The sequence below is a fragment of the Stenotrophomonas terrae genome, from assembly GCF_039674165.1.
Taxonomy (GTDB): domain Bacteria; phylum Pseudomonadota; class Gammaproteobacteria; order Xanthomonadales; family Xanthomonadaceae; genus Stenotrophomonas; species Stenotrophomonas terrae_A.
Window position 1 is genome coordinate 148,159 of record NZ_JBDJMY010000002.1, and the last position, 25,212, is coordinate 173,370.

General features: G+C 65.0%; 21 protein-coding genes. 7 read left to right on the top strand and 14 right to left on the bottom strand.

Annotated features, from left to right (window positions below; genetic code table 11):
* Nucleotide 1 precedes the first annotated feature (1 nt).
* The 9 genes from greA to ABE493_RS01805 all read right to left on the bottom strand — a co-directional run bounded on the left by greA (nt 2) and on the right by ABE493_RS01805 (nt 9,365).
* Nucleotides 2–478: a transcription elongation factor GreA gene (gene greA, locus ABE493_RS01765; RefSeq protein ID WP_346496689.1), complete on the bottom strand. Its 477-nt coding sequence runs from the start codon at nt 476–478 to the stop codon at nt 2–4.
* Complete coding sequence (carB, locus tag ABE493_RS01770) at nt 475–3,717, bottom strand: carbamoyl-phosphate synthase large subunit (protein ID WP_346496691.1); 3,243 nt, start codon at nt 3,715–3,717, stop codon at nt 475–477. Before carB ends, greA begins: the two co-directional genes overlap by 4 nt.
* A gap of 8 nt (nt 3,718–3,725) precedes the next feature.
* Complete coding sequence (locus ABE493_RS01775) at nt 3,726–4,115, bottom strand: DUF6973 domain-containing protein (RefSeq protein WP_430980688.1); 390 nt, start codon at nt 4,113–4,115, stop codon at nt 3,726–3,728.
* A 50-nt stretch (nt 4,116–4,165) separates the two neighbouring features.
* The gene (carA, locus tag ABE493_RS01780; protein WP_346496695.1) at nt 4,166–5,296 is read right to left on the bottom strand and encodes a glutamine-hydrolyzing carbamoyl-phosphate synthase small subunit; all 1,131 of its coding nucleotides are present in this window, start codon (nt 5,294–5,296) and stop codon (nt 4,166–4,168) included.
* Between the two features lie 236 nt (nt 5,297–5,532).
* Nucleotides 5,533–6,264: a 4-hydroxy-tetrahydrodipicolinate reductase gene (gene dapB / locus ABE493_RS01785; RefSeq protein WP_346496697.1), complete on the bottom strand. Its 732-nt coding sequence runs from the start codon at nt 6,262–6,264 to the stop codon at nt 5,533–5,535.
* Nucleotides 6,265–6,313: 49 nt separating this feature from the next.
* The gene (locus ABE493_RS01790; protein ID WP_346496699.1) at nt 6,314–6,823 is read right to left on the bottom strand and encodes a hypothetical protein; all 510 of its coding nucleotides are present in this window, start codon (nt 6,821–6,823) and stop codon (nt 6,314–6,316) included.
* A gap of 184 nt (nt 6,824–7,007) precedes the next feature.
* Nucleotides 7,008–7,262 (bottom strand): DUF6587 family protein, encoded by a 255-nt coding sequence (locus ABE493_RS01795; protein ID WP_346496701.1) that lies wholly within the window; start codon nt 7,260–7,262, stop codon nt 7,008–7,010.
* 1 nt (nt 7,263) lies between these two features.
* Nucleotides 7,264–9,120, bottom strand: coding sequence for a ferrous iron transporter B (gene feoB / locus ABE493_RS01800; RefSeq protein ID WP_346496703.1), 1,857 nt, complete (start codon nt 9,118–9,120; stop codon nt 7,264–7,266).
* Nucleotides 9,117–9,365, bottom strand: a complete 249-nt coding sequence (locus ABE493_RS01805; RefSeq protein ID WP_346496705.1) for a FeoA family protein — start codon at nt 9,363–9,365, stop codon at nt 9,117–9,119. Before ABE493_RS01805 ends, feoB begins: the two co-directional genes overlap by 4 nt.
* Before the next feature lie 125 nt (nt 9,366–9,490).
* Here ABE493_RS01805 and ABE493_RS01810 point away from each other — a divergent pair, with 125 nt between their 5' ends.
* The 5 genes from ABE493_RS01810 to yeiP all read left to right on the top strand — a co-directional run bounded on the left by ABE493_RS01810 (nt 9,491) and on the right by yeiP (nt 15,396).
* The gene (locus ABE493_RS01810) at nt 9,491–10,279 is read left to right on the top strand and encodes an enoyl-CoA hydratase-related protein (protein ID WP_346496707.1); all 789 of its coding nucleotides are present in this window, start codon (nt 9,491–9,493) and stop codon (nt 10,277–10,279) included.
* 31 nt (nt 10,280–10,310) lie between these two features.
* Nucleotides 10,311–11,204, top strand: coding sequence for a hydroxymethylglutaryl-CoA lyase (locus ABE493_RS01815; RefSeq protein WP_346496709.1), 894 nt, complete (start codon nt 10,311–10,313; stop codon nt 11,202–11,204).
* Nucleotides 11,201–13,753 (top strand): sensor domain-containing protein, encoded by a 2,553-nt coding sequence (locus ABE493_RS01820; protein WP_346496710.1) that lies wholly within the window; start codon nt 11,201–11,203, stop codon nt 13,751–13,753. Before ABE493_RS01815 ends, ABE493_RS01820 begins: the two co-directional genes overlap by 4 nt.
* Before the next feature lie 246 nt (nt 13,754–13,999).
* Nucleotides 14,000–14,770, top strand: coding sequence for an SDR family NAD(P)-dependent oxidoreductase (locus ABE493_RS01825; protein WP_346496711.1), 771 nt, complete (start codon nt 14,000–14,002; stop codon nt 14,768–14,770).
* Between the two features lie 59 nt (nt 14,771–14,829).
* Nucleotides 14,830–15,396: an elongation factor P-like protein YeiP gene (gene yeiP, locus ABE493_RS01830; RefSeq protein ID WP_346496712.1), complete on the top strand. Its 567-nt coding sequence runs from the start codon at nt 14,830–14,832 to the stop codon at nt 15,394–15,396.
* A gap of 169 nt (nt 15,397–15,565) precedes the next feature.
* On the opposite strand, the gene ABE493_RS01835 is transcribed toward yeiP, so the two are convergent.
* The 5 genes from ABE493_RS01835 to ABE493_RS01855 all read right to left on the bottom strand — a co-directional run bounded on the left by ABE493_RS01835 (nt 15,566) and on the right by ABE493_RS01855 (nt 23,247).
* Nucleotides 15,566–16,690, bottom strand: coding sequence for a two-component system sensor histidine kinase NtrB (locus tag ABE493_RS01835; RefSeq protein ID WP_346496713.1), 1,125 nt, complete (start codon nt 16,688–16,690; stop codon nt 15,566–15,568).
* Nucleotides 16,687–18,570: a DUF4105 domain-containing protein gene (locus ABE493_RS01840; protein ID WP_346496714.1), complete on the bottom strand. Its 1,884-nt coding sequence runs from the start codon at nt 18,568–18,570 to the stop codon at nt 16,687–16,689. The genes ABE493_RS01835 and ABE493_RS01840 overlap by 4 nt, the downstream gene beginning before the upstream one ends.
* Complete coding sequence (locus tag ABE493_RS01845; protein ID WP_346496716.1) at nt 18,567–18,866, bottom strand: DUF2388 domain-containing protein; 300 nt, start codon at nt 18,864–18,866, stop codon at nt 18,567–18,569. Before ABE493_RS01845 ends, ABE493_RS01840 begins: the two co-directional genes overlap by 4 nt.
* A 91-nt stretch (nt 18,867–18,957) precedes the next feature.
* The gene (locus tag ABE493_RS01850) at nt 18,958–22,089 is read right to left on the bottom strand and encodes a multidrug efflux RND transporter permease subunit (RefSeq protein WP_346496718.1); all 3,132 of its coding nucleotides are present in this window, start codon (nt 22,087–22,089) and stop codon (nt 18,958–18,960) included.
* 9 nt (nt 22,090–22,098) lie between these two features.
* Nucleotides 22,099–23,247, bottom strand: a complete 1,149-nt coding sequence (locus ABE493_RS01855) for an efflux RND transporter periplasmic adaptor subunit (RefSeq protein ID WP_346496720.1) — start codon at nt 23,245–23,247, stop codon at nt 22,099–22,101.
* Between the two features lie 125 nt (nt 23,248–23,372).
* Here ABE493_RS01855 and ABE493_RS01860 point away from each other — a divergent pair, with 125 nt between their 5' ends.
* The gene (locus ABE493_RS01860; RefSeq protein WP_346496722.1) at nt 23,373–24,119 is read left to right on the top strand and encodes a response regulator; all 747 of its coding nucleotides are present in this window, start codon (nt 23,373–23,375) and stop codon (nt 24,117–24,119) included.
* A complete protein-coding gene (locus ABE493_RS01865) occupies nt 24,119–25,186 on the top strand; it encodes an ATP-binding protein (RefSeq protein ID WP_346496724.1) in 1,068 nt (355 codons plus the stop codon). Before ABE493_RS01860 ends, ABE493_RS01865 begins: the two co-directional genes overlap by 1 nt.
* The last annotated feature ends 26 nt before the right edge of the window (nt 25,187–25,212 follow it).

Consider the following 25,212-nt stretch of genomic DNA (forward strand, 5'->3'; position numbering starts at 1 on the left):
GTCAGTCGAGGTATTCGACGCTGATGATTTCGTACTCGCGCTGCCCGGCCGGTGCGTCGATGGCGATGGCGTCGCCCTCGTGCTTGCCGATCATCGCGCGCGCCACTGGCGAGGAAATGGCGATCAAGCCCTGCTTGATGTCCGCTTCCAGGTCGCCAACGATCTGGTAACGCTTCTCTTCGTCGTTTTCCACGTCAGCCAGCGTCACCGTCGCGCCAAACACCACCTTGCTACCGGCGTTGAGCTTGCTGATGTCGATGACTTCCGAGTGCGACAGCTCACCTTCCAGCAGCTTGATGCGACCTTCGATGAAGCTCTGCTCTTCGCGTGCAGCGTGGTACTCGGCATTTTCCTTCAGGTCACCGTGCTCGCGCGCTTCGGCGATGGCAGCGATGACCTTGGGGCGCTTTTCCGATTTCAGGTGATCCAGCTCGTCACGCAGGCGCTTGGCGCCCTTCATCGTGATGGGGGCTCTCATGCATTCAACTCCTTGTGCAGTTCCTGCAGCGACAACACCGGACCGGTGCCACGGAACTCCAGCGACTGCACCAGCGCCTTGGCGCCTGCAACCGTGGTGGAGTACGTGATGCGGTTCTGCAGTGCTTCGCGGCGGATCGAGAACGAGTCGTTGATCGCCGCACGGCCTTCGGTCGTGTTGACGATGTAGACGATCTCGCCATTCTTGATGCTGTCCACGATGTGCGGACGGCCTTCAACTACCTTGTTGACCACGTCACAGGTGTAACCATGCTGCTGCAACCACGCGGCGGTGCCGCGGGTAGCCACCAGCGAATAACCACGCTCGACCAGGCCCTGCACCGCCGGCATCACGCGCTGCTTGTCAGCGTCGCGCACCGAGATGAAGACCTTGCCGACCGGCGGGGTCTTGATGCTGCCGGCTTCCTGCGCACGTGCGAACGCGGCGCTGAAGCTGCGGCCCACACCCATCACCTCACCGGTGGAGCGCATTTCTGGCCCAAGGATCGGGTCCACGCCCTGGAACTTGGCGAACGGGAAGATGGCTTCCTTCACCGAGTAATAGCCCGGCACGATTTCCTTGGTTGCGCCCTGCTCGGCCAACGTCTTGCCGGCCATGCAGCGTGCAGCAATCTTGGCCAGCGCCATGCCGGTGGCCTTGGACACGAACGGCACGGTACGCGAGGCGCGCGGGTTCACTTCCAGCAGGAAGATCACATCCTTGCCATCGGCGTCGGTCTGCACGGCGAACTGGGTGTTCATCAGGCCGACAACCTTCAACGCCTTGGCCAGCTCGGTGACCTGGCGACGCAGTTCGGCCTGGGTTTCAGCCGACAGCGAGTACGGCGGCAGCGAGCAGGACGAGTCACCGGAGTGCACACCGGCTTCTTCGATGTGCTCCATCACGCCGCCGATCAGGACGTTGCCATCCTTGTCGCAGATGATGTCCACGTCGGCTTCGACCGCCGCATCCAGGAAGTGGTCCAGCAGCACCGGCGAATCGTTGGACACCTTTACCGCGTCGCGCACATAGCGGGCCAGGTCGGATTCGCTGTACACGATTTCCATCGCACGGCCGCCAAGCACGTAGCTCGGGCGCACCACCAGCGGGTAGCCGATTTCGCGGGCCAGCAGCAGGGCTTCCTGGTCGTTGCGGGCGATGCGGTTCGGCGGCTGCTTCAGGCCGAGCTTGTCGACCAGCTGCTGGAAACGCTCACGGTCTTCGGCCAGGTCGATGGAGTCCGGCGAGGTGCCGATCACCGGCACGCCATTGGCTTCCAGTGCGCGCGCCAGCTTCAGCGGGGTCTGGCCGCCGTACTGCACGATCACGCCCTTGGGCTTTTCGAGCTCGACGATTTCCAGCACGTCTTCCAGCGTCAGCGGCTCGAAGTACAGGCGATCGGAGGTGTCGTAATCGGTGGAGACGGTTTCCGGGTTGCAGTTGACCATGATGGTTTCATAGCCGTCCTCGCGCAGGGCGAGCGCGGCATGCACGCAGCAGTAGTCGAACTCGATGCCCTGACCGATGCGGTTCGGGCCACCACCCAGAATCATGATCTTGTCGCGGTTGCTCGGTGCGGCCTCGCACTCCTCCTCGTAGGTGGAGTACAGATAGGCGGTACCGGTAGCGAATTCGCCCGCGCAGGAATCCACGCGCTTGTACACCGGGCGCACCTTGTGTGCACGACGCAGCGCACGGATGGCGGCTTCGTTGGTGCCGGTCAGCTGGGCCAGGCGCGCATCGGAGAAGCCGGCACGCTTGAGCACACGCAGGCGTGCAGCGTTGAGCGAGTCGATGCCTTCGGCATGGACCTGCTTTTCGTCGGCGATGATTTCCTCGATCTGGTCGAGGAACCACGGGTCGATATGCGACATCGCAAAGATGTCTTCAACGCTCAGGCCGCTGCGGAATGCATCACCCACGTAGAACAGACGCTCCGGGCCCGGGGCCTTGAGCTCGCGCTTCATGGTGGCGATGTCGTCTTCGTTGCTCAGGTCCAGCTCGGTCGGGTCGAGGCCAACCTTGCCGGTTTCAAGGCCACGCAGGGCCTTCTGCAGCGATTCCTTGAAGGTGCGGCCCATCGCCATCACCTCGCCCACCGACTTCATCTGGGTGGTCAGGCGTGCATCGGCAGCCGGGAACTTCTCGAAGGCAAAGCGCGGAATCTTGGTGACGACGTAATCGATCGACGGCTCGAACGAAGCCGGGGTAAGCCCGCCGGTGATTTCGTTCTTCAATTCGTCCAGGGTGTAACCCACGGCCAGCTTGGCGGCGACCTTGGCGATCGGGAAGCCGGTGGCCTTGGAGGCCAGTGCCGAGGAACGCGACACGCGCGGGTTCATCTCGATCACTACCACGCGGCCGGTGGTCGGGCTGATGCCGAACTGCACGTTGGAGCCGCCGGTGTCTACGCCGATCTTGCGCAGCACGGCGATGGAGGCATCGCGCAGGCGCTGGTATTCCTTGTCGGTCAGGGTCTGTGCCGGCGCCACGGTGATCGAGTCACCGGTGTGCACGCCCATCGGGTCGAGGTTCTCGATCGAGCAGACGATGATGCAGTTGTCCGCGGTGTCGCGGACCACTTCCATCTCGAATTCCTTCCAGCCCAGCACCGACTCTTCCACCAGCACTTCGCTGGTCGGCGACAGTTCCAGGCCGCGGCTGACGATCTCGATCAGCTCTTCGCGGTTGTAGGCGATACCGCCGCCGCTGCCGCCCAGGGTGAAGGACGGGCGGATGATGGTCGGGTAGCCAACGCGGGTCTGGATTTCCAGCGCTTCTTCCAGCGTGTGGGCAACGGCTGCGGTCGGGCATTCCAGACCGATTTCGCCCATCGCCACGCGGAACAGCTCGCGGTCTTCGGCCATCATGATCGCTTCGCGCTTGGCGCCGATCAGTTCGACGTTGTACTTCTCCAGCACGCCGTGGTCAGCCAGGTCCAGCGCGCAGTTCAGCGCGGTCTGGCCACCCATGGTCGGCAGCAGCGCGTCGGGGCGCTCCTTCTCGATGATCTTCTCGACCATCTGCCAGGTGATCGGCTCGATGTAGACGGCGTCAGCCATCTCCGGGTCGGTCATGATGGTGGCCGGGTTGGAGTTCACCAACACCACGCGGTAACCCTCGTCACGCAGCGCCTTGCACGCCTGCGCGCCGGAGTAGTCGAACTCACAGGCTTGGCCGATGACGATCGGGCCGGCGCCGATGATCAGGATGGTTTTTAGGTCGGTGCGCTTTGGCATGACAATCCTCAGTAAAGTCGTTCCTGCCACGCCGTCGGGGCGAGCCAGGTTATCTGATCGGTCGAAGCGGCATTGACCGCTCCGTGTTCGACCGCGGCGCGGACATCACGCTGCATCGCGGCCCAGCTGGGAGCAGCCGCGCCCAAGCGCGCGCCGATCCGGTTGTTGTGGGCATCCATCGCCCCGCTTGCATCGTTCAACCCGTCGCTCTCCATCACCCTGGTCACCCAATCGACGCAGCGCGGCGACAAGGTGTAGGCGACGATGGCGCTGGCCAGACTGTGCCGGTATGCATCGGCAGGACCATTACGTCCGCCGGGCAGATCGGCCTGGAAAAACTTCCAGTAGACATTGGCAAGCACGAAGGTCGGATAGGCAGCCAGCACCATTGCAGCCATCACTGGCCATAGCCAGCGACGGAACCCTGAAGCGGCTGCCGTCCGGGGCATCAGGCCTTGGCCTTTTCCATCAAGGTGATGAAGCGGTCAAACAGCGGCGCCACGTCACGCGGGCCGGGCGATGCTTCCGGGTGACCCTGGAAGGAGAACGCCGGCGCATCGGTCAACGCGATGCCCTGGATGGTCTGGTCGAACAGCGAGCGGTGGGTAACCCGGACATTGGCCGGCAGCACGCTTTCGTCGATGGCGAAGCCGTGGTTCTGCGAGGTGATCATCACCCGGCCGTCGTCGATGTCCTGCACCGGATGGTTGGCACCGTGGTGGCCATGGCCCATCTTCATGGTCTTTGCGCCCGAGGCCAGGCCGAGCAGCTGGTGGCCCAGGCAGATACCGAAGGTCGGCACCTTCTTTTCGACAAAGGTCTTGATCGCGCTGATGGCGTAGTCACACGGTTCCGGGTCGCCCGGGCCGTTGGACAGGAACACGCCGTCCGGATTCATCGCCAGCACTTCGGCCGCCGGGGTCTGCGCCGGCACCACGGTCAGCTCGCAACCGCGTTCGGCGAGCATGCGCAGGATGTTGGTCTTCACGCCGAAGTCGTAGGCCACAACCTTGAACTTCGGTTCGGCGCGGACGAATTCATTGCTGTCCAGGTCCAGCTGGCCGTCAGCCCAGCTGTAAGGCTTGTTGGTGCTGACCACCTTGGCCAGATCCATGCCCTTCAGGCCGGGGAACTTGCGTGCTGCTTCCAGTGCCTTCTCGACATCGATGTCGGGGCCGGCCATCAGTGCGCCGTTCTGCGCACCGCGCTCACGCAGGATGCGGGTCAGCTTGCGGGTATCGATGCCGGAGATGGCCACCACGCCGCGCTGGATCAACCAATCCTGCAGCGACACCTGGTTGCGCCAGCTGCTCGGGCGGCGCGGCACATCGCGCACGATCAGGCCCGATGCCCATACCTTGGCGGCTTCATCGTCCTGGTCGTTCATACCGGTGTTGCCGATATGCGGGTAGGTCAGGGTGATCATCTGCCGGGCGTAGGACGGATCGGTCAGCATTTCCTGATAACCGGTCATGGCAGTGTTGAACACCACCTCACCCACGGATAGGCCGGGCGCGCCTACGGATTCGCCCTCGAATACGGTGCCGTCTTCGAGCACGAGAATTGCGGCTTGGGTCACGGGAATCTCACTTTGGCTACCGGGGGACTCCGAAGCCACGCCTGCGTTCGCGGTCAAAAACCGGTTGCAAAAAAGCGCGGACGGCGGTCTGGGAACCGGTCCGGCTAACGTGTTTCGGCGAGCCGGAATTGTAAAGGCAAGGGGGCACCAACGCCAGCGCCCCGTGCGCTTTCCTTCAGCTGTTCAGGCGCAAGCGGATCCTTTTCCGGATGGATCACGCCGCGAATTCAGCTTTCTCAGGCCTCGGTCACGTTTCCGAGCAGATCCCGCACCCGGTACTGGCCGGGGCTGCGCTGGCGCAACTGTTTGGCTGCATGCAGGGCGCCACGCGCAAAAATGTCGCGGTTCGTCGCCCGATGCACCAGTTCAACCCGCTCACCCAGACCGGTGAACTGCACGAAATGCTCGCCGATGATGTCGCCGGCACGCAGGCTGGCATAGCGCGGCTCGGCGCCGCCGTGCACCGCCGATTCGCCCAGCGTCAGCGCGGTGCCCGAGGGCGCGTCCTTCTTGTGGACATGGTGCGACTCGACGATGTCGCAATCCCAGCCCGGCAACGCCGCCGCCGCCCGCTCCACCAGCTCGGCCAGCACCGCCACGCCCAGACTGAAATTGGTTGCCCAGACCAGCGGAATCCTGGCTGCCGCCGTGGCCAGCGCCGCCTGTTGCTGGGCACTGATGCCGGTAGTGCCCGATACCAGGCCCACACCCCGCTCGGCACACAGCGCCAGAACCGGGTCGAAGCCCTCCGGCAGGCTGAAATCAATCGCCACATCGAAAGCCGGCGCGCCGGCCAGCTCACTGGCGGCAAAATGCGGAATGCCATCGATCACGCGCTGGATCGGCGGTTTGCGCACCACCGCAGCAACCACCTGCAACGAGGAATCTTCTGCCGCGAGCCGCAGCAGGGCCTGACCCATGCGCCCGGAGGCACCGTGGATCAACAAACGGGTGGGAGTCGTATTCATGGGCCGAACGCTAACGCCTCAAGCGCCCCGCGCACAAGCGCGCTGCGCGTCATTCCATCCGGCCGACGTGGGTAACCGCTCGGCTGCTGGTCAGATAGGTGCGCCAACGCCTGCGTTCGACGGTATCGCGACCACGGCTGACCATGCGCACACCCGCCATTTCAACAATGGCCGACACCTCGACCTCAGCCGAACGGCCGTCACTGGCAATGCTGATATCGCCGACTGTCTGTTCGTAACGCAGCGGCATGCGCCCGCCGAACATTTCGCGCAACTGACGCAGCTGCTGCATGCTCTGCGCCAGCGCTGCGCAGGATTGCTCGCGGTCATGACTCTGTTCGGCCTGTGCGGTTTCGGTCTTGGTCACCGTGGTCTGCACATAGTCTTTTGACAACATTTCGCACAAGGGCTTGTCATCGCTTGCTGCAATGGCGAGGTCAGTACGCTGGTACAGCGCGCGCACCTGGTCCTGATTGATCTTGTTGCCGCCACGCAGGTACACCGACGCACAAACCGCCAGCACCACGACCAGCACCACAATTCCGATAAACGACCTCATGCCGATACCCCCCGGTTGCTTCCTGCAATCGCCACAGTGTACAGCCGGCGCTTATCGACAGGCACAGCCCAAATCCCGGCACCCGCCCCTGCCCTGCACTGCCCATCCGGGTCGGCCAACGTCGGATCAGCAGGCATTGCCGCAGATACGACAACGCCGGGATAACCCGGCGTCGTCGTATCACTCAATGCTGTTTCGGCTCGCCGGGCCCGCAACTGCTGCACCCACCACATGCACCGCCACTGCTGGCCGCCGGCGGCGCCAGCCGGCGCCCCCAGGCCTGCAGGCGCGGCGAACGCTGCGGGCGCACCAGCCACAACGCCAGCATGCCGCGCAGCTTGCGCAATACCCCCGGGAACTGCTTCTTCAGCACCACCCAGGCACTGACCAGCACCGCCACGGCGATGATCAGGTATTGCAGCAACAGGCTCTTGTCCATCTCAGCCGGCTCCCAACGCCACCGCCACCTGGTAGGTGACGAACGCCGCCAGATACGCCGCACCAAACAGGTACACCGTGGCAAAGGCCATCTGCTTCCACGAGTTGGTCTCGCGCTTGATGGTGGCCAGGGTGGAAATGCACATCGGCGCGTAAATGAACCACACCATCAGCGACAGACCGGTCGCCAGCGTCCACCCATCACTGATCACCGGGGTCAGCGCCTGGATGGCGGCATCGTCATCGGCAGCGGACAGCGCATAGATCGTGGCCAGCGAGGACACCGCCACCTCTCGCGCACCCATGCCGGGAATCAAGGCAATGCAGATCTGCCAGTTGAAGCCCAGCGGGGCGAAGATCACCGCCATCGCATGACCGATCTGGCCGGCAAAGCTGTAATCGATAGCCGGCATGGTCGCGTTCTCCGGCGCACCCGGATACGACAGCAGGAACCACAGCAGGATGGTCAACGACAGGATGATGCCGCCGACGCGCTTGAGGAAGATCATCGCGCGTTCGTACAGGCCTACCAGCAGGTCGCGCGGATTGGGTAGCCGATAGGACGGCAGCTCCAGCATCAAGGGATGCTCGCTCTTGTCGCGACGGAACTTCTTCATCGTCCACGACATCACCAGCGCGCTGAGGATGCCGGCCAGATACAGCGCAAACAGCACCAGACCCTGCTGGTTGAACATGCCCCACACGGTCTTGGCCGGGATGAAGGCGCCGATCAGCAAGGCATAGACCGGCAAGCGCGCCGAGCAGGTCATCAGCGGCGCGACCAGGATGGTGGCCAGACGATCACGCGGATCCTGGATCGATCGGGTCGACATGATGCCCGGCACCGCACAGGCGAAGCTGGACAGCAGCGGGATGAACGAACGCCCCGACAAACCCGCCGCCGCCATCATCCGATCCAGCAGGAACGCAGCGCGCGGCAGATAGCCCGACTCTTCCAAGGCCAGAATGAAGGCGAACAGGATCAGAATCTGCGGCAGAAACACCAGCACGCCGCCAACACCGGCAATGATGCCGTCAACCAGCAGGCTGCTCAGCGGCCCTTCCGGCAACTTGGCTGCTGCCAGCTGGCCGAGCCAGGCGAAACCGGCCTCGATGCCATCCATCAGTGGCGTGGCCCAGGCATACACCGCCTGGAAGATCAGGAACATGACCACCGCCAGGGTCAGCAGGCCGTAAACCGGGTGCAGCAACCAACGGTCCAGCGCGTCGTCCACCTTGGCAGTCGGCGCGGGCATGCGTACGGCCGAGGCCAGAATGTCGCGCACCTGCACGTGGTAGTCAGCACCAGGCTCAACCGGATGCACCGGCATCGCATCCAGATGCGGCATCAGCGCGTCGATGCGTTCCACCAGCGCGCGCGCGCCGTGGTGACGCACCGCCACGGTTTCCACCACCGGCACGCCCAGCGCCTTCTCCAGCGCCGGCACGTCGATTTCGATGCCGCGTTTGCGCGCCGCATCGACCATGTTCAAGGCCACCACCATCGGCTTGCCGAGCTCGCGCACTTCCAGCGCGAAACGCAGGTGCAGGCGCAGGTTGGTCGCATCGATGACGCAGATCAGTGCATCTGGCGCGGCTTCGCCCGGATAGAAACCCCGGCACAGGTCACGGGTGATTGCCTCGTCCAAGCTGGCTGGCTGCAGGCTGTAGGCGCCCGGCAGGTCCAATACCGCGAATTCCTGCCCGGAAGGCCCGCGCATGCGGCCTTCCTTGCGTTCCACGGTGACACCACTGTAATTGGCCACCTTCTGGCGGCTGCCGGTCAACTGGTTGAACAGCGCGGTCTTGCCGCTGTTCGGGTTGCCTACCAGGGCCAACCGTGCAACTGCCGTACTCATGACTGCGCTCCTTCTGCGCTTATCTGGACCCGCGCGGCCTCGCTGCGGCGCAGGGCGAAGCGGGTAAAGCCCACCTGGTACAGCAGCGGCTCGCCGCCCACCGGGCCACGCGCGACCAGACGCACCTCTTCTCCGTTGACGAAACCCAGCTCGCGCAGACGGCGCGCAATGGCGTCATTGGCATGCAGGTCCTGAACGCTTTCCACCCGCGCTGAAGCATGCAGCGGCAAATCTGACAACGTCACTGAATGGGTGCCTATGTAGAGTGGATAAGAATGATTATCGATTGTAGCATCGCCGCGCTGCGTCATGGTGTCCCACCCGTGCACCGCTATGATTCGTCGGATTTCCGTTAAAACAGGCATTACCTATGAGCGATGCACTGCTCGTGCAGCACCAGGGCGCGGTAGCGACCCTTTCGATGAACCGGCCGGACCTGCACAACGCCTTCGACGCCGCCTTGATCGGCGCCCTGACTGAAACCCTGGCCAGCTTGGGCGCCGACCCGGCGGTGCGGGCCGTGGTCCTGGCCGGAACCGGCCCCTCGTTCTCGGCCGGCGCCGACCTGCAGTGGATGCGCGTCATGGCCAGCGCCAGCCAGGAAGAGAACCGCATCGACTCGCTGGCCTTGGCGCGGCTGATGCGCACCCTGGACGAACTGCCCAAGCCGACCATCGCCCGCGTCCACGGCGCCAGCTTTGGTGGCGGCGTCGGCCTGGTGGCCTGCTGCGATATCGCCATCGCTGCCGAGGAGGCACGCTTCGGCCTGACCGAAAGCCGGCTGGGGCTGCTGCCTGCGGTCATTTCCCCCTATGTGATTGCCGCGATCGGCCCCCGTCAGGCGCGCCGCTGGTTCGCTACCGGCGAGCATTTCGACGCCGCCACCGCGCAGCAGATCGGGTTGGTCCACCAGGTAGTGGCTGCCGACGCATTGGATGCCGCCGTGCAGGCCCAGCTCAAACTACTGGGCAAAGCCGGCCCGGTCGCCAGTGCATCGGCCAAGGTGCTGGTACGCGAAGTCCACGCCGCCGTCGGCGACCGCGACGGCCTGGACCGCGCCAATGCCGGCTTGATTGCCGCCCTGCGCGCCTCCGATGAAGGCCGCGAAGGCCTGTCCGCCTTCCTTGAGAAGCGCGCCCCCCGTTGGGCCGCGCACTGATCCGCGCCCTCCTCCAGCCAAAGACCGCTCAATGAATGATTTCGTCCGTATCGTCGAAGTAGGCCCGCGTGATGGCCTGCAGAATGAAAAGCAGCTCATCGCCACCGCCGACAAGATCGCGTTGATCGACCGGCTGTCGGCCACCGGCCTGCGCAGCATCGAGGCCACCAGCTTCGTCAGCCCCAAGTGGGTGCCACAGCTGGCCGACGCCGCCGAGGTGTTTGCCGGCATCCATAAGCAGCCGGGGGTGAGCTACCCGGTGCTGGTACCCAACGAGCAAGGCTATGAACGCGCCTTGGCCGTGGGCGCCACCGAGGTGGCGGTGTTCACTGCCGCCTCCGAGCAGTTCAACCGCACCAACACCAATGCCGGCATCGACGAGTCGCTGCAGCGCTTCGAGCCTATCCTGGCGCGGGCAAAGCAGGACGGCGTGCGGGTACGTGGCTACGTCTCCACCGTGCTCGGTTGCCCGTATCAGGGCGAGGTGCCGCTGGCGGACGTGGTGCGCGTGGCCACCCGCCTGCACGCCATGGGCTGTTACGAGATATCACTGGGCGACACCATCGGCGTCGGCACCCCGCGCAAGGCGCGGGCGATGCTGCAGGCGGTGGCCGCCGAACTACCGGTAGCGGCGCTGGCCGTGCACTTCCACGATACCTATGGGCAGGCGTTGGCCAATATCGCCGCCTGTCTGGAAGAAGGCGTGGCCGTGGTCGACGCCGCCGTCGCCGGTACCGGCGGCTGCCCCTATGCACGTGGTGCAAGTGGTAATGTCGCCAGCGAAGACGTCGTTTACATGTTGCACGGCATGGGGATGAGCACCGGCGTGGACTTGCCGGCGCTGGCCGCTACAGGGAACTGGCTCGCAGAAAGACTGGGCCGGCAGACAGGCAGCAAGACAGGAAAGGCGTTGACAGTGTCATGACCGTATCCGGCCAGCATGTAATTCCTGACGACGGCGCTCACCGCGCCGCGCATGTCGACGCGCTGGCTGGATTGGAACACGCCCTGCAGCAACCGCTGCCACTGAATCTGCAACAGGCCCTGCTGGCCGCCCGCGACGCCCTGTCCGAAGCCATGGCCGAGCGGCGGGCGGCACAACGCCGCTATGCCGCGCTGTTCGATGCGGTACCCGACCCGGTCAGCATTCTCAGCGCAACCGGGGTGGTACTGGACGTCAACAGCGCCGGGGTTCGCGCCTATGGCCGTACCCGTGAGGAGATCGTTGGCCAACCCATCGAGCTGCTCAATCCCGACCTGCCTGCCGACCACCTGGAGCCGGTCTGGGAAACCCTCAACCGCGGCGAAACCTATGTGGTGGAAGTCACCAACATGCGGGGCAACGGCAGTCGCTTCCCGGTGGAAGTGCATTCGGCCGTGGTCGAGCATGACGGCGAGCACTGCATCGTCGCCGTTGCCCGCGACCTGAGCCGGCGCTGGCAGGCCGAAACCCGCTACCGCCTGTTGCTGGAGTCCATCGACAAGGGCGTGATGCTGTTCGACCGCCATCTCGGCATCATTTCCGCCAATCCGGCTGCGCACCGCATCTTCAACCTGGGCAGCGTTGCCCCGGCCAAGGTGCCGCTGCACGGCGACGAGTGGATCAGCGTTGACGAACACGGCCGCCGGCTGCGGCCCGAGCAGTGGCCGGTGACCCGCGCTTTCGCCGAGGGGCGGACCATCCCCAGCACCATCATCGGCCTCTACCACCGCCCGAACGGCCGCATGATCTGGATCTCGATCACCACCGTGCCGGTGTTCTCGGCCGGCTGTGACCTGCCCGACCACGTGTTTTCATTGTTCAGTGACATCACCGAGCTCAAGCGCGACCACGCGCTGTTCGACCGCGCCCAATCGCTGGCGCATATCGGCGGTTGGGAATGGGACCGTGGCCAGCAGCACCTGTACCTGACCGGCGAGGCACAGCGCATTCTCGGCCAACAGTCGGCACCCACCGACCTGGAACAACTTGCGGCCTGCCTCAACAGCCTCTCCCGCCAGCAGCTGCGCGAGGCAATGGACCTGGTGGTCGAACAGCACACCGGCTTCGAGCTGGAACTGCAGGGCCAGCGTGCCAGCGGCCACAGCTTCTGGATACGGATGATCGGCGAGGTGGAGCCCGGCGATGTGGCCTCCACCCGCATTGCCGGCACCTTGCAGGACATCACCGAGCCCAAACATGCCGAGCAGACCCTCAAGAACCAGGCGCGTACCGACCCGCTGACCGGCATCATGAACCGCGATGCCGCGCTCACCGACCTGGAAACCCGGCTCAGCAACCCCTCCCACGCCGGAGTGGCGGTGCTGTACATCGACCTGGACCGGTTCAAGACCGTCAATGACGTACTGGGCCACAACGCCGGCGATCTGCTGCTGATCGAAGCCACCCGCCGCATTGCCGATGCCATTGGTACCGAGGGCCTGCTGGCACGTTTTGGTGGCGATGAGTTCGTGGTCACCTGTGACGCGCGCGACCTGCCCGGGCGCCCGGAGCAATTGGCCGAAGCGATCACCCGCGCCTTCATCCCGCCGTTCCAGTTCGGCAAGGACGAGTTCCCGGTCACCACCAGCATCGGTATTGCCCGCGCGCCGCAGGATGGCCTGCGGCCGCAGCAGCTGATCCAGAATGCCGACCTGGCCATGTACGAATGCAAGCGCCGCGACCGCAATGGCTGGCAGCTGTTCTCACCGGAGCTGGCCCGGCGCCAGCGCGACCGCCTGCAGATTGAACGGCGCCTGCGCAAAGCATTGGACCGCGACGAGTTCCGCCTGGTCTACCAACCGCAGGTGGACCTGCGCAGCGGCCAGACCATCGCCTGCGAAGCGTTGATCCGCTGGCGCAACCGCCAGCTCGGCGAGCTGCGCCCGGACATCTTCATCAGCCATGCCGAGAACACCGGCGACATCGTGCGTATCGGCGAATGGGTATTGCATCAGGCGTGCCGGCAGATCCGTGAATGGCACAACGAAGGCCTGGGCATGATGCGGGTGGCGATCAACGTCTCCTACCGGCAGTTCAGCGGCGACCGCCTGGCCCGGCAGGTACGCGAGGTGCTGGACCATTACGGGCTGCCGGGCAGCTCGCTGGAGCTGGAATTCACCGAGCGGGTATTGATCGAGGATGCACCGGCTACCCTGCGCACCTTTGCCGAGCTGCGCGCCATGGGCGTGGTACTGACCATCGACGACTTCGGCGAGGGCTACAGCGCCCTGAACTACCTGCGCACCCTGCCCATCCACGGCCTCAAGCTCAGCCAGCTGTTCATCAGCGGGGTTCCCGACAATCCCTCCGATGTGGCGGTGTGCGAAGCGGTCTGCGGCATCGCCCGCAGCCTGGGGCTGGGCTTGGTAGCAGAGGGCATCGAGTCGGAGGCACAACGGCAGTTCCTGCTCGGACTGGGTGTTCCGGTTGGACAGGGCTTCCTGTTCGCGCCCGGCCTGTCGCCCACCGATTTCAGCCGGCAGATGACCTGAGCGGAAGCAGCGGGCCAAGTGCATCGCACAGCCATGTAGCCCAGGTAAGCGAAGCGCATCCGGGGCTTTCGGCATAAACGCAAAGTCCTCGAATACCCTCATTCCCCGGGTGCGCTTCGCTTACCCGGGCTACCTTGGCGCTCCGGACACTATGTCCCGGCCTGCCGCGTCACAGGTCTGATCACGCCAACTTGGCAGCGATCGGCATCAGCTAGAATCGGCGGATCACCCAGCAGGATTGTTCCAATGCAGCTGTCTTCCGTTCGTGCCGTCATCACCGGCGGCGTCTCCGGCCTTGGCCTTGGCGTCGCTCAGTTCCTGGTCGCCAATGGTGGCAAAGTCGCCCTGTTCGACCTCAACGATGAAAAGGGCGCCGCAGCGGTCGCCGAGCTGGGCACCGACAATGCCCGTTACTTCACCACCAATGTCACCGATGAAGCCGGCGTTGCCGCCAACCTGGCCGCCGCCAGGGAATTTCTGGGCGGCTTGAACGTGGTGATGAACTGCGCCGGCATCCTCGGCGCCGGCCGCGTACTCGGCCGGGAAGCCGCCATGCCGCTGGCCAACTTCCAGAGCACGGTGATGGTCAACCTGGTCGGCAGCTTCAACGTCGCCAAGGCCGGCGCCGAGCTGATGCAGCACAACGAAGCCAACGCCGACGGCGAGCGCGGCGTGATCATCAACACCGCCTCGGTGGCCGCCTATGAGGGCCAGATCGGTCAGGCCGCCTACTCCGCCTCCAAGGGCGGCGTGGTCGGCATGACCCTGCCGATGGCGCGCGAGCTGTCGCGTTTCGGCATCCGCGTGCTGACCATCGCCCCGGGCGTGTTCTGGACGCCGATGGTCGATGGCATGCCGCAGAACGTGCAGGAATCGCTGGCCGCGTCCATCCCGTTCCCGTCGCGCCTGGGCCAGCCGGCCGATTTCGCCAGCCTGGTCGGCCACATCATTGGCAATACCTACCTCAACGGTGAGACTATTCGCCTTGACGGTGCCGTGCGTCTGGCACCGAAGTGACCCATCCGCGGGCGCCCACACGGCGCCCGCCTCCGTTTACCCCAATAGACTTTCCAAGCATGAAAGCCAACGACATCAAGAAAGGCAACGTCGTCGAGTACAACAACGGCGTCTATCAGATCCGCGACATCGAGCGCAGCTCACCGCAGGGCCGCGGCGGCAACGTCCGCTTCCGTTTCATCATGTACAGCGTGCCGGGCGGCAACAAGCTCGATGCCAGCTTCGATGCCGATGACAACCTGCCCGAAGTCGAGCTGCTGCGCCGGCAGTCCACCTTCTCCTACATGGATGGCGATGCCTTCGTGTTCATGGACGACGAGGACTTCACCCCGTACACGCTGGACGCGGACGTGATCGGCGATGACGCCGGCTACATCACCGAAGGCCTGAACGGCATCTTCGTGCAGGTGATCGACGACCAGCCGGTCGCCATCCAGCTGCCACAGCACGTCACCCTGGAAGTGGTGGAAACCCCGCCGGAGCTGAAGGGCGGCACCGCCACCAAGCGGCCGAAGCCGGCCAAGCTCAGCACCGGCCTGGAAATCATGGTGCCGGAATACATCGTCAACGGCGAACGCATCCTGGTGAACACCACCACCGGTGAGTTTGGCGGCCGCGCCGATTGATTGACCGCAGCCTCCCGCCCAATGGCGGGGGGCTGTAGTGGCTGGTTTGTAGGAGCGGCGTAAGCCGCGAAGCTGTCCAACTGAAACGGCTGAAGGCTTTCAGGACCTGAAACATTGCCAGCTTCGCGGCTTACGCCGCTCCCACAAGCTACAAGCTGCAGACCTGCTTTCAGGCCACTACCGGGAAATACAGCGATACCGCGGCCCCACCCAACGGTGAGGTGCCGATCATCGCGGTGCCACCGGACTGTGCCGCGAACCCATAGACCTGGCTCAAGCCCAGGCCACTGCCATCACCAACGCTTTTGGTGGTGAAGAACGGCTCGAACACGCTTTCCTGGATCTCCGCCTGGATGCCCGGCCCGCTATCGCCCACACAGATGCTGACGAAGGGGCCACGCTCGCCGCCGCCCGAGGGCACGATGATGGTTTCCAGCCGCGCGCACAGCACCACCTTGCCGACACCGTGCATGGCATCGCGGCTATTGCTCAGCAGGTTCAACAGCGCTGCCTCCAGCTGACCCACGTCCACCGAAATCGGTGGCAGGTCCGCCGCCAACTCAATCTCCAGCTCGATGGTCTCGCCGCAGACCCGCCGGTACATCTCCAGCGAGGCCGTGAGCAGGTCGTCGACCCGGCTCAGCTGCGGCACCAGCGTCTGCCCGCGCCCGAAGGCCAGCATCTGCCGTGTCAATTGGGTGCCACGCTCCACCGCGCGATGGGCGATATCCAGGATCCGGCGCACGCTTTCGTCGCCCGAACGCCGCAGCGACAACATGTCCAGGCTGTTGCCGATCACCGACAGCAGATTGTTGAAATCATGCGACAAACCCAGGGTGAGCTTGCCAACCGCATCAAGACGCTGCGCACGCAGGGCGATTTCCTGCGCCTCGCGAACACGCTTCTGGGTCTGGAAGATCTCGGTGATGTCACGGATCAGCACCAGCACGCGTGAGCCCGCCGGGTCGGACACCCGCTCCATCATCACCGAGGCGCGGAAGCGGACGCCATCGTTGCGCACCATCGCCAGGCTGAGTTGCTCGATGCCCTGCTCCAGGGTCCGCGCCACCGCCTGCTCGGCAACCCCGCGCTGCGAATCGGCGGCGCTGAACAACAGCGAGAACGGTTGCGTGCGGAGCTCTTCAGCGGCATAGCCGAGCACCGCCGCAACACCGGCATTGCCGCCGAGCACGCGGCCATCGGAGTCAAGCTGGAGAATGGCGCAGCAGTGCAGCTTCAATACGTCATCGGCCAATACCGCGGCGGCCGTCTGTTCCTGTTCTGTACTGCTCAACCCTGCTCTCCCGAAAACTGAACCAACCGCCGGTGTTCCAGCGTTACCGCCTCTCCTGGCTGCGTACCGTAGCCTAAACGCAGACGTTCCCGCAGGTACAGCAGGTTGGCTTCAATGGCGGCCAGATTGTCGCGCTGGGCCGGAGGCAGCGCCGCCAACGCCGCCGCGCGCAAGGTCTGCCATTGCCGCTGCGCCGTAGCGGCACCGGCGGCGGTGTCGGTCTGCAACCGGGCCTGCTCGTCCGCGCTGGGGATGCCATAGCCCGGGCTGTCGGCCAACAGACTGCCGGGGGCCAACAAGCCCGCAGCGCGCTCCATCAGCGCGTGGAAATCGTCCTGCTCAGGCAGGGTCTTGCCCGCTACCAGCAGCTTGCGTTTGAGCACATCGCCGGCCGCCACCTCGGCCTGCCGCCGGGCCGCCTGTTCGAGCAGCAACATCGCCGCCAGCACCTGCTCGTCGGCCTGCTGCATCCAGGCCCTGCGCTTTGCCGGCGGCAGCGCCAGCCATTGGCTCACGCTGTCGACCGGCAACGGCAATGCCTTGCGCGCGACCTCGAATACCAGCCGGTAATGCTCCGCTGCCGACTCGAAGTAATAACCGCCGCGCAGGGCGGCTGCACGCTCGCGCGGCGGATCGGCCAGCGCCTTGGCGCGCAGCGTCTGCAGCAAGCCGGTCGGGGTGATCGACAGCAGCTGCGCCGCACCCAGCCGCGGCGCGCCATCGCCGAGCAGCTTGCCGGTTTCCACCGCACAGTTGTTGCTGATGAAGTAATAGCGCCCGTCGTAGTCCCAGTGCAGACGCGCGGCCTGCTGCAGCAGGCTGGTGATCTCCTCAGGCTGCAGACGCAGCGGCGTGGAGGAGACCCCGCGCAACTCGACCTTGGTGTATTCCTCGATCACCTGGCTCAGCGGCAATACGAACAAGCGCGAGGGATAGGCGCCGGTAAGCCCGCGCCAACTGGATATCTGCACATCACCGACAAAGGCCCGGAACGACAGCACCAAGTGATGGCGCAAGTCCATCCGGCAGGCCGGCCCGGGCGTACGGCCCGGGGCGCATATCACCAGCCGCAGCATGCTGTGGCCCCAGCGGCTCATCAGCTTCTCGTTGCCTTCGGCCAGCAGGTAATCAACCTGGTAAACCCGCGCCGGGTCCAGCGCCAGCAGTTCGGCCAGACCTTCCTGCTCACCGGCTTGCATGAATGGCAACGCCGGCGGGCATTGCGCGGCTCCCAGCTGGCCGGGCGCGCCCAGATTCTGTGCGAACCACGCATGCAGCAGCGGCCGCCGGCAGGCGTAGTCCGGATCCAGCAGATAGTGTTCGAGGTTTACCGCGAAAAACTCTGCCGGGCTGTCCAGCTCGTAACGGTCGGGGCTGCGCAGACTGAAATTATTGCGTCCGCGCCCGGGCCATAGCGGACGCTGCTGCCAGCCAGCCAGATCCAGAAAACGCGGCTGCGCTGACCAGCCACCATCGGGCGAGCGGTCCAAGGCGTGCGCCAGTTCGTGGATCAAGGCTGCACGGGCCTGCTGCAACGCTTGGGCGGCGGCTACCGAGTCCGCAGGACCCGCCTGCAGCAAGGGCTGCAACAAGCTACGGTCAAGCCCGAGTTCGCGACCATGCGCCCTGCCCTGCACGTGCGCCGGCAGATCGTCGCGCCAGCGCAGCTGCAAAACCAGCGAGCTCTCGGCTGCGATGGCGGGGGGGACACGCGCCAGTACGTCGTCAATCAACTGCTCGCTGGCCCGCACCTGTGCGGCGTCCAGTGCAGGCAGCTGCGCGTGCAGCTCGATGCGTAAAGCCGCCTGCAAGGGGGCGGCAACGCAGAGCAACAGCACCGCCAGCCACCGCGCGGGCGGCAGCCGGCAGCGGTACGTCACAGGGCCAGGATCTTCCGGGCCAGAGCCATGTCGCTGGCATCACGCGCGGCGGCATCACGCTCGCGCAGCTGGATCAGGGCCGCTTCCAACCAGGCACCACGGATGGCGCCATTGCTGGCGACAAAGCCTGCCGCGTCTTCGCGTGCATCCAGCAGCACCTTGTCATCGTCCGAGGAGCTACCCGATGAATTGGACGACGCACCCGACGCGGAGCCGGCCGACGTACCTGCAAAGCTGGAGGCAAAGACCGACATCGGCAGGGCAATCAGAGCGCAGAACAGGATCGGACGGATCATTGGCAGGTCAACATCGGACAAATAAGGATGCCAAGAGTACCCAGCGACGCGGCCGGTTGGAACCTGCGTCTGGCCTGCAGGCCCGATCCATTCATGATCCCCCGCCGGCAGCACCTCCCCGCGCAGCGGGCCGACGCCTACACAACCAGCGCCAACCGGCATCCACCACGACATAGAACACCGGCACGAAGAACACCGCCAGCACCGTTGCCGCCACCATCCCGCCGAACACACCGGTACCGATTGCCTGCTGGGTTTCCCGCGACGCCCCCTGCGCCAGCATCAGCGGCACTACGCCAAGCGCGAACGCCATCGACGTCATCAGGATGGGACGCAAGCGCAGCCGCGCGGCCCGCAATGCGGCCTGCGCTGCGGTCAAGCCCTGCTGCTGCAACTGCCGCGCAAACTCCACGATCAGGATTGCATTCTTCGCCGATAGACCGATCACCGTGATCATGCCCACCTTGAAGAAAACGTCATTGGGCATGCCACGCAACAGCACTGCCGCCACCGCCCCCAACAAGCCCAGCGGCACCACCAACATCACCGCCATCGGTATCGACCAGCTCTCGTACAACGCAGCCAGCACCAGAAATACCACCAACATCGATATCAGCAGCAGCCAAGGGGCTTGTGACCCTGACGTTTTCTCCTGCAGCGACTGGCTGGTCCATTGCAGGGCAAAACCGGGCGACAGCTGCGCCGCAAGCCGCTCCATCTCGGCCATCGCCTGGCCGGTGGAAACACCTTCGGCTGGCGCACCAGACACATTCAGCGCGGGGAAGCCAAGGTAGCGCTGCAGCTGCAACGGCGACTCCTCCCACTGCGGACTGACCAGTTCGGCAAGTGCCACCATGCCACCCTGTGCATTGCGCACGTACAAGCGCAGCACGTCCTCAATCTCCATCCGGAACGGCGCATCTGCCTGCAGGATCACCTGCTGCAGGCGCCCCGCATTGGGGAAGTCGTTGACGTATTGCGAGCCCATCGCCACCGACAAGGTGTTGCTGATGTCGGCAAACCCAACGCCCATCGCCTCGGCCTTGGCACGGTCTATCTGCAGCCGCACGCTGTTGCCCGATGGCAGGCCATCGGCGTGCACCTCACCGAGCAAAGGGCTCGCCTGGGCCAGCGCCAACAGCTGTTTCTGCGCGGCGCGCAGCTGCTGCTGTGTCTGGCCACTGCGCGCCTGCAGCGCCAGGCTGAAGCCGGAGGAATTGCCCAGGCTGTCGATGGCCGGTGGCATCACGCTGATCACCTCCCCCTCGCTGCTGGCGGCCATTGCTTTCAAGGTGGCTGCCACCTCATCTGCAGCGGTTGCCCCGCCGCGTTCGCCCCAATCCTTGAGCACGGTGTAGGCCATGGCTGCACTCGGGCCCGAGCCGGCAAAGCTGTAGCCAGTGATGACCTGGTTGGCGGCGATACCCGGACGTGACGCGATATGCGCCTCGTAGTCCTGGACCACGGCCAGGGTGCGTTCGGCGGTGGCCTCGGCCGGGAGCTGGATCGAGGTCATGAAGTAGCCCTGATCCTCTTCGGGCAGGAAAGCACCTGGCAGCCACTGCAGACCCAGCAACAACAGCAGCACCAAGCCAGCAAACACTCCCATGACCCGTCCGCAGCGCCGCAGCACCGCAGCGACACTGCGGTGGTAGCGCCCGCTCATGCGCGCAAATCCACGATTGAACGCTGCGAACACGCGTCCGCGTGGCCGGTCGTGTGCAACCGGCCGTAGCAGGGTTGCGCACAGCGCAGGCGTCAGGCTCAACGCCAGCAGCGCCGAGATCAGGATCGCCACCGCCATCGATACGGTGAACTGCCGATAGATCGCGCCCACCGAGCCACTGGCAAACGCCATCGGAATGAACACCGCCGTCAGCACCAGAGTGATGCCAACCACGGCGCTGGTCAGCTCACGCATGGCCTTGATCGTGGCTTCGCGCGGCGCCAGGCCCTCTTCGGCCATGATCCGCTCGACCCCTTCCACCACCACGATGGCGTCGTCGACGATGATGCCGATGGCCAGCACCATGCCGAACATGGTCAGCACATTGATCGAAAAACCCAGCGCCAGCATCACCGCAAAGGTGCCCAGCAGGGCAATCGGCGCTACCAGCGCCGGCACCAGGGTGTAGCGCCAGTCCTGCAGGAACAGGAACATCACTGCGAACACCAGCAGCATCGCCTCCAGCAAGGTCTGCAATACCTTCTGGATGGAGATCTTCACGAACGGTGCGGTGTCGAAGGGGATGCTGGCCTGCACGCCCTTGGGCAGCAACGCCTCCAGCTCGACCATGCGCGCACGCACGGCCGATGACGTGCTGACCGCATTTGCGCCCGGACGCAGCTGGATGCCGGCGGCAGTCGCCACCTGCCCGTCCTCGCGGGTACCCCAGGCATAACTCTGCGCTCCTACTTCAACCCGCGCCACGTCGCCGAGCAGCACCCGCGAGCCATCAGCGCCAGCACGCAGCACGATAGCCGCGAACTGCGCCGGCGTCGTCAGCTGCCCGTCAGCCACCAAGGGCACGGTGATGCGCTGCCCCGGCACACTTGGCGAGTCACCGATACGGCCCGGCGCGATGTTCTGGTTCTGCTGCTCGATGGCGGTGACCACATCGCCCACAGTCAGCTCATAGCCTGCCAGTTCGGAGGGATCCAACCAGATCCGCATGGCCTGTTCGGCACCGAACAGCTGCACCCGGCCGACGCCATCGATGCGGCGCAGTTCCTCGATGATGTTGCGCGCCATGAAGTCGCCAAGCTGCGCCTCGGCGACGCTGCCATCGGGTGACCTCAGGCCAACCAGCATCAGGAATCCCGAATCGGCCGCCTCCACGAACAAACCGCTCTGGCGGACGCTGGCCGGCAGCCGCGGTTCGATCGCCTTGATCCTGTTCTGCACATCAACCTGTGCCATTTCCGCATTGGTGCCGGGAGCAAAGGTCGCGGTTATCGAGGCCTCACCGGAGGTATCCACCGAGGATTGGAAGTACAACAGGTGCTTGACGCTGGACAGCTCACGCTCGATCAGCCCGACCACCGAGTCGTCGAGCGTCTGCGGGCTGGCACCGGGATAGCTGGCATAGATGCTGACGCTGGTCGGTGCTACCGCCGGATAGCGCTCCACCGCAAGCTGCGGGATCGCCAACACACCGGCCAGCACGATGAAGATCGCCAGCACCCAGGCGAATACCGGGCGATCAATGAAGAAACGGGCCATGTCCTACCTTCAGTTGTTGCTGGATGCGACGGTGGCCTTGCCCTGCACAGGCACTGGCTGCCAAGGCGAGGTTTCGACCAGAGCCCCTTCCTGCAGGCGCTCCTGGCCTTCCACCACCACCCGCTCACCGACCTTCAGTCCGCTGCGCACGATCCATTGCCTATCGACGCTGCCGTCGACTTCGATGGTGCGGATCACCGCCTTGCCATCGCCGCCAATCACCCAGGCATAAGCCTGTCCACCGGCACTGCGCAGTACCGCCTGCTGCGGCAGCAACGGCAGCTGGCTGGCGCCGCCTCGCGGCACCCGCGCACGCACGAACATGCCCGGCAACAGATCGCGCCCGGGATTGTCGACCAGCACCCGCAGCACCACATCACCGGTGCGCGCGTCGACGTTGATACCGGAGAACAGCAGCTGCCCGGCCTGCTCATGCAGCTGACCATTGGCGCCGATGATCGCCACCGGCACCGCGCCGCCATCAGCCACATCCCGCCGCATCGTCGGCAACTGCGAGGCCGGCTGACGTACGTCCACATAGACCTGATCGATCTGCTGCACCAAGGCCATCGGCTCGCTGTCGGTGGCATTCACCAACGCCCCTTCGGTCACCATCGCCTGATCGATGCGGCCGGCAATGGGCGCGCTGACCGTGGCGTAGCGCAGGTCAAGCTGGCGCCTGGCCAGGATTGCCCTGGCCTCGGCCACCGCGGCCCGTGCCTGCTCGTATTCGAAGGTCGCGTCGTCGCGATGCTGGTGACTGACCGCCTGCGCATCAGCCAGCGCCTGCAGACGCTGCGCCTGCACCCGGCTGCGTGACAACGCCGCCTCGCTGCGCTGCAGGGCGGCCAGCGCGGAATCGACATCGGCACGGAATGCCGCCGGATCAATCTGGAACAGCGCCTGCCCGGCGGTGACCTCCGCCCCCTGCTCGAACAGACGCTTGCGCACGATGCCGCCAACCTGCGCACGGATCTGCGCGGTACGCAACGCCGAAACCCGCCCCTGCAGCTCGTCATCGCGCTGCACACGCTGCTTCGCAACGGTCACGACGCTGACCTTGGGCACCACATCCGGAGGTGTTTCGGGAGAAGAGCAGGCCGTCATGGCCACCATCAGGACCGCGCACAAAGCGGTCGTAATCCGTTGAATGTTCATCACTACACGTGCCGCTGCAAAGCCTGCTGGAACGCAGGCGCGCAGTTTGCCCGGCGATGATGGGGTTTCGATGGAGGGAATGTGGAGATAGCATGGAGGCAAGAACCTTTCGGCCGCACCCGGTAATGACCGCACATCTACCCGCCGCCATGATGGCGCAATGGGACCGCTCCCCTGATGCACTTGTCCTGATCGTCGAGGACGAAGCCGAGATCGCCGACATCATTGCTGCCTATCTGGAGCGGGAGAAACTACGCGTGTTGCGCGCCGCCGACGGCCGGACAGCGCTGGAACTGCACCACAGCGCCCGCCCCGACCTGGTGCTGCTGGATGTACAGCTCCCCGATATCGATGGCTGGGGCGTGCTTTCGCAGCTGCGCCAGCGCAGCGACACGCCGATCATCATGCTCACCGCACTGGATCAGGATCTGGACAAGCTGACCGCATTGCGGATGGGTGCCGATGACTACGTGGTCAAACCGTTCAACCCGGCCGAAGTCGCCGCACGGGTACGTGCGGTACTGCGGCGCACCCTGCGGTCGGCGCCGCGACAGGCCGCCACATCATTGCGAGCGGGGCCGTTGTTGATCGATCCGCAAACCCATTCGGTGCATGTCGAGGGTGAAGGCTACAGCCACGAGTTGCTGCTCACCCTCACCGAGTTCAAGTTGCTGCACTGCATGGCGCTGGCACCCACCCGCATTTTCAGCCGCAGCGAACTGATGTACCAATGCCTGCCCGAAAGTGAAGCACTGGAGCGTACCGTCGACAGCCACGTCAGCAAGCTGCGGCGCAAACTGGATGATGTGGGCGTTGCCAACATGCCGGCCAGTGTGCGCGGTGTCGGCTATCGCCTGGCGGCGGATCGCTGATGCGCCGCCCCGGCCTCAGCCGGCACATCATCATGTCGATGTCGCTGATGGTGATCAGCGTCATCGTAATGATGATCCTGTCCTCCTACCTGCTGTACGCCATCTTGGTCGAGTTCTATCCGGCCAGCACGCTGGAGCCGGAAGGCTGGCTGCCAACGGGCCCAGAGCTGGCGTGGATGGTGGGCGTCACCGTGATCGGGCTGGCGTTGGCACTGACCGCGTCGATTCGGCTGACCCATCGCATCGTCTCGCCGCTCAATACCCTGATGGATTCCATCCGTGCCCTCGCCGACGGCAATCTCGGCGCACGCGCCAAGGCCAGCGATGACGCCCTGGACGAGGTCGCTCTGCTGGTCGAGGACTTCAACACCATGGCCGCCCGCCTGCAGCACATGGACGGCGAGCGCACCCTCTGGCATGCGGCAATCGCGCATGAACTACGCACCCCGCTGACCATTCTGCGCGGGCGCCTGCAGGGCTTGGCCGATGGCGTGTTCCAACCAGATGAAGCGCAGTTCCGCAGCCTGTTGACGCAGGTGGAAGGCCTGTCGCGACTGATCGAGGACCTGCGCGTATTGGGACTGGCCGGCAACGGCAGGCTCGACGTACGCCGCGCGCCAACCGACGTGGTGCAGGAAGTGCATTCGGTGATGACGATGGTCGATCCTGCCTTCCGCAACGCCGGTTCGGTGCTGGAACTGGAAACCCACCGCAACGAGCACGTGGCCTACTGCGATCCCACCCGCCTGCGCCAGGCCCTGCTCGCCCTGCTGGAGAACGCGCGACGTTATGCCAGCCCGGGACGGGTGCGGATTTCCATCCACGAAGGCAAGGACCACGTGCAGCTGGCGATCGAGGACAACGGCCCGGGCATCGAGGCCGCCATGCAGGCGCACGTGTTCGATCCCTTCAGGCGCGGCGATGGCTCGCGTTCGCGACAAGGTGGCGGCAGCGGCCTGGGATTGGCGGTGGTCAAGGCAATTGCCGATGCCCACGGCGGCCAGGTGTCATGCAGCAGCGGCGCCACTGGCGGCAGCCGCTTCGTACTGGAACTGCCGCGCGAGTAGCCTGCCCGCGATGGCGCCGACGGATC

Excerpts from the sequence above, each read along its gene's own strand:
- greA (WP_346496689.1), bottom strand. The coding sequence starts at position 478 with ATGAGAGCCCCCATCACGATGAAGGGCGCCAAGCGCCTGCGTGACGAG.
- ABE493_RS01810 (WP_346496707.1), top strand. The coding sequence starts at position 9,491 with ATGAGCGATGCACTGCTCGTGCAGCACCAGGGCGCGGTAGCGACCCTT.
- ABE493_RS01850 (WP_346496718.1), bottom strand. The coding sequence starts at position 22,089 with ATGGCCCGTTTCTTCATTGATCGCCCGGTATTCGCCTGGGTGCTGGCG.
- ABE493_RS01825 (WP_346496711.1), top strand. The coding sequence starts at position 14,000 with ATGCAGCTGTCTTCCGTTCGTGCCGTCATCACCGGCGGCGTCTCCGGC.
- ABE493_RS01815 (WP_346496709.1), top strand. The coding sequence starts at position 10,311 with ATGAATGATTTCGTCCGTATCGTCGAAGTAGGCCCGCGTGATGGCCTG.
- ABE493_RS01790 (WP_346496699.1), bottom strand. The coding sequence starts at position 6,823 with ATGAGGTCGTTTATCGGAATTGTGGTGCTGGTCGTGGTGCTGGCGGTT.
- ABE493_RS01845 (WP_346496716.1), bottom strand. The coding sequence starts at position 18,866 with ATGATCCGTCCGATCCTGTTCTGCGCTCTGATTGCCCTGCCGATGTCG.
- yeiP (WP_346496712.1), top strand. The coding sequence starts at position 14,830 with ATGAAAGCCAACGACATCAAGAAAGGCAACGTCGTCGAGTACAACAAC.
- ABE493_RS01775 (WP_430980688.1), bottom strand. The coding sequence starts at position 4,115 with ATGGCTGCAATGGTGCTGGCTGCCTATCCGACCTTCGTGCTTGCCAAT.
- dapB (WP_346496697.1), bottom strand. The coding sequence starts at position 6,264 with ATGAATACGACTCCCACCCGTTTGTTGATCCACGGTGCCTCCGGGCGC.
- carB (WP_346496691.1), bottom strand. The coding sequence starts at position 3,717 with ATGCCAAAGCGCACCGACCTAAAAACCATCCTGATCATCGGCGCCGGC.
- feoB (WP_346496703.1), bottom strand. The coding sequence starts at position 9,120 with ATGAGTACGGCAGTTGCACGGTTGGCCCTGGTAGGCAACCCGAACAGC.
- ABE493_RS01860 (WP_346496722.1), top strand. The coding sequence starts at position 23,373 with ATGACCGCACATCTACCCGCCGCCATGATGGCGCAATGGGACCGCTCC.
- ABE493_RS01855 (WP_346496720.1), bottom strand. The coding sequence starts at position 23,247 with ATGAACATTCAACGGATTACGACCGCTTTGTGCGCGGTCCTGATGGTG.
- ABE493_RS01795 (WP_346496701.1), bottom strand. The coding sequence starts at position 7,262 with ATGGACAAGAGCCTGTTGCTGCAATACCTGATCATCGCCGTGGCGGTG.
- ABE493_RS01820 (WP_346496710.1), top strand. The coding sequence starts at position 11,201 with ATGACCGTATCCGGCCAGCATGTAATTCCTGACGACGGCGCTCACCGC.
- ABE493_RS01865 (WP_346496724.1), top strand. The coding sequence starts at position 24,119 with ATGCGCCGCCCCGGCCTCAGCCGGCACATCATCATGTCGATGTCGCTG.